This window comes from Streptomyces albidus (ex Kaewkla and Franco 2022), from assembly GCF_013870515.1.
Classification (GTDB): domain Bacteria; phylum Actinomycetota; class Actinomycetes; order Streptomycetales; family Streptomycetaceae; genus Streptomyces; species Streptomyces albidus.
This window is the reverse complement of sequence record NZ_JACBXA010000423.1, coordinates 1-3019: the sequence shown is the minus strand read 5'-3', so window position 1 is coordinate 3019 and position 3019 is coordinate 1. Positions and strand designations below refer to the sequence as shown.

Annotated in this window: 4 protein-coding genes; 1 reads left to right on the top strand and 3 read right to left on the bottom strand. The window is 72.5% G+C overall.

The genetic code is table 11. The annotated features are described in order from the left end of the window. The 3 genes from H5J26_RS30000 to H5J26_RS29990 form a co-directional block, all read right to left on the bottom strand. Nucleotides 1-698: polysaccharide deacetylase family protein (locus H5J26_RS30000; protein ID WP_309238118.1), on the bottom strand; the 698-nt coding region annotated here is incomplete at its 3' end. Next, entirely contained in the window at nucleotides 695-1564 is an 870-nt protein-coding gene (locus H5J26_RS29995; protein ID WP_181769108.1) for a DMT family transporter, read from the bottom strand. The genes H5J26_RS29995 and H5J26_RS30000, both read right to left, overlap by 4 nt. Before the next feature lie 19 nt (nucleotides 1565-1583). After that, complete coding sequence (locus H5J26_RS29990; RefSeq protein ID WP_181769106.1) at nucleotides 1584-2369, bottom strand: SDR family NAD(P)-dependent oxidoreductase; 786 nt, start codon at nucleotides 2367-2369, stop codon at nucleotides 1584-1586. A 188-nt stretch (nucleotides 2370-2557) separates the two neighbouring features. Here H5J26_RS29990 and H5J26_RS29985 point away from each other — a divergent pair. Then, nucleotides 2558-3019 (top strand): MGDG synthase family glycosyltransferase (locus H5J26_RS29985; RefSeq protein ID WP_419183870.1); only part of this gene is annotated, 462 nt, incomplete at its 3' end.

Genomic DNA, 3019 nt, shown 5'->3' with positions numbered 1-3019 from the left:
CCCTCGGCCCGGCACCGCCCCACCAGATGGGGCAGCGCGTCCAGCGCGGAGTGCCAGGCGCCGGGGGCGGCGGCGTGGTCGGAGTCGTGCAGCAGCACGGTCGCTCCACCCTCCAGCCGTTTGGCCAGTTCGGACAGCACACTCTCCTCGTCGGCTGCGGACGTCCAGTCGCGTCCCCACGCGGTCCACAGCACGGGCTGGAGCCCCAGCTGCCGCGCGGCTGCCCAGCGGGTCGCGGTGAGAACTCCGTACGGCGGCCTGTACCACCTGGGCCGTTCACCCGAGGTGCTGCCGACCGCGGTCACGGCACGGGCCAGGTCGCGAACGTCGGAACGGGGCCTGGGATACCAGAACCTCTCGTGCTGCCATCCGTGCACCGCCAGTTCGTGTCCCTCGGCGACGATCAGCCGTCCCAGGTCCGGATAGAGCTCCAGCCGGCTGCCCAGCACGAAGAACGTGGCACGCGCGGCGAGCCGTTCGAGCTCCCGGAGGAAGCGGGGGGTGCTGTCGGGGTCGGGTCCGTCGTCGAAGGTGAGCGCCACATGGCCGGGGTCCCCGCGTCCGTCGAGCGCCGGGTCGAGCACTCTGCGTACGACCGGGATCCAGGTCGCCGCGGGACCGATGTGCCAGCCGGCGACCGCCAGCGCGGCGGCTCCGGCCCACATGACTCCGGTGGCGGCACCGCGTGCACCGCTCACCACACCGACTCCTCGTGCTTCCCGGAGACTTCGGGTGTCCGGGCCAGCTGCACGCTGCCCGCGCCGACCAGCGCGAGAGCCACCAGCTCCGGCACGACGTAGATGCCCAGCGTCAGCCGCTCCTCGAAGAGGACGGCACCCAGCACGAGGCTGACAAGCGAGTCGCCCAGAGTCAGCGCCGGCTGGGAGGCCACGAGAGTGCCCGCGCGCAACGTCAGTTGGAGCATCAGGAAGCTGGTGAGCCCGAGGACGGCCACACCGTAGGTCTGCCATGCCGTCAGCAGTGCCACCAGACCGTCCGACAGCCGTGCGATCGCGTCCTTCATCAGTGCGGCCGTGCAGGAGAACCCGATCGCCGTCGCCATGCCGAGCACCGTGGCCCGCGGCGCGGACGGCAGCCGCGTCGACAGCGCGAGCAGCCCGAGCACGATGGCCACCAGGACCGCTCCCGTCGCGAGCCATCTGCCCACGGCGACGCGGCTCGTACCCGCCGTAGGGGACACGAGGATCAGGAACACCGCGAGGCCGAGCACCATGACGGTGAACGCCCACCAGGCACGCGTGTCGGGGCGCCGGTGGAAGAAGACGCTGCCCACCACCAACGTGAACAGCAGCTCCGTCGCCATCACCGGCTGCACCACGGCCAGCGGGCCCGCCGCCAGCGCGCCGGCCTGGCAGATGCCGGAGACCAGGAGCATCGCCGAGCCCCACATCCACACGGGGCGGTGAAGGAGATGACCCAGCCAGGAGAAGCGTCGCGCGGTCGGGCTGACCTGCTCGGTCGCGGCAGCCCGGCGTTGCAGCACGGACGCCGCGGCGTTGGCCAGCGCGGCCAGCAATGCCAGCGCGACAGAGACCACCGTCAGCAACACGTCGTACCGACTCCTAACCGAAGCGCTGGGCGAGGGTGCGGAACACACCGGGTGCCGCACCGTGCAGCCGTGCGGGCACGCTCAGCCAGCCCGGCACGTATGCGTCGGAGCGCCCCGAGACCAGAGCCCTGCGCACCGCGTCCGCCACCTGTCCCGGCGGCACCGGCTTCGGCCGCGACCGGCCGTACGGAACACCGCGACGGCCGAAGAAGGGCGTGTCCACGGCACCGGGCATCACCATCGACACCCGCACTCCAGAGGAGGCCAGCTCGTAGCGGAGGCTGTCCGCGAACGCCATCAGGCCCCCCTTCGTCGCCGAGTACACCGCCTCGTCCCGCACCCCGACGGTTCCCGCGACGGAGCCGATCAGGACCACCCGGCCCGTACGCCGCGCCACCATCCCCGGCAGCAGCAGCCGCACCAGGTGCACGACCGCGGCCAGGTTGACCGACAGGACCCGGTCGATGGCCTCCAGCGGCATCCCCGTGAACGAGCCGGCCCAGCCGATTCCCGCACCGCAGACCAGAGCGTCGACACGTCCGCCGTGCGCCACCGCCTCGCGGGCGAGCCGTGCGCGGGCCTGTGGATCGGTGACGTCGGCCGCGAGCGCCGTTCCACGGGTGCGGACCGCGACGTCGCCCAGCCGCTCCTCGTCCCGTCCGTTGAGCAGGAGGCGCCAGCTGCCCTCCGAGGCGAGCTGCTCGGCGACCGCCGTGCCGATCCCCGACGACGCACCGGTGATGAGTGCCACCGGTCGCCGGGTGCCATTGCGCACGACCCGCCCAGAACTGTCGAACATGCCGTCCTCCGGTGATCAGGAGCAGGACTCCCAGAATGCTGGCTGTCGACCGGGGCCGCCTGTCCGAGGATCAGCCGCCGTCACCCGATCGGCCCCGCTGGACACACCTGCGGAACGGTGGCGGGCGACACTCGGTACCGGCGCCGGGTCCCCGGCGGTACGCCGGACCATCGGACCTCTGGAGCCTTATGCGGCAACGGTTCCTGGTACTCAGCGCAAGCATGGGCGCGGGCCACGACGCCGTGGCCGACGAGCTCGCGGACAGGCTGCGGGCACGTGGCCACAGCGTCCGGATCAAGGATGTGCTCGCACTGCTCCCCTCGGGGGTAGGGGCCGCGCTGCGCGCCGGGTACCGGGGTGCCGTCCGGCACGTCCCTCAGGTGTACGGCCTGGTCTACGACGCCTTTCTCGCCCCCGGACCCCAGGGGGCCGCGGGTGACGCGGCGGTGCCGCGGCCGGGCAGCGCACCGCTTGCGGCGCTCGCCGAGCGGCCTTTGATGAGGGTGGTGGACAACTGGCAGCCGGACGCGGTGATTTCCACCTTCCACCTCTCGGCGCAGGTGACGGGCAGGCTGCGGGCGCGCGGTGCGCTGCGGGTGCCGAGCGTCGTAGCCGTCATCGACTTCGCCGTGCACCGCGGCTGGCTTCAC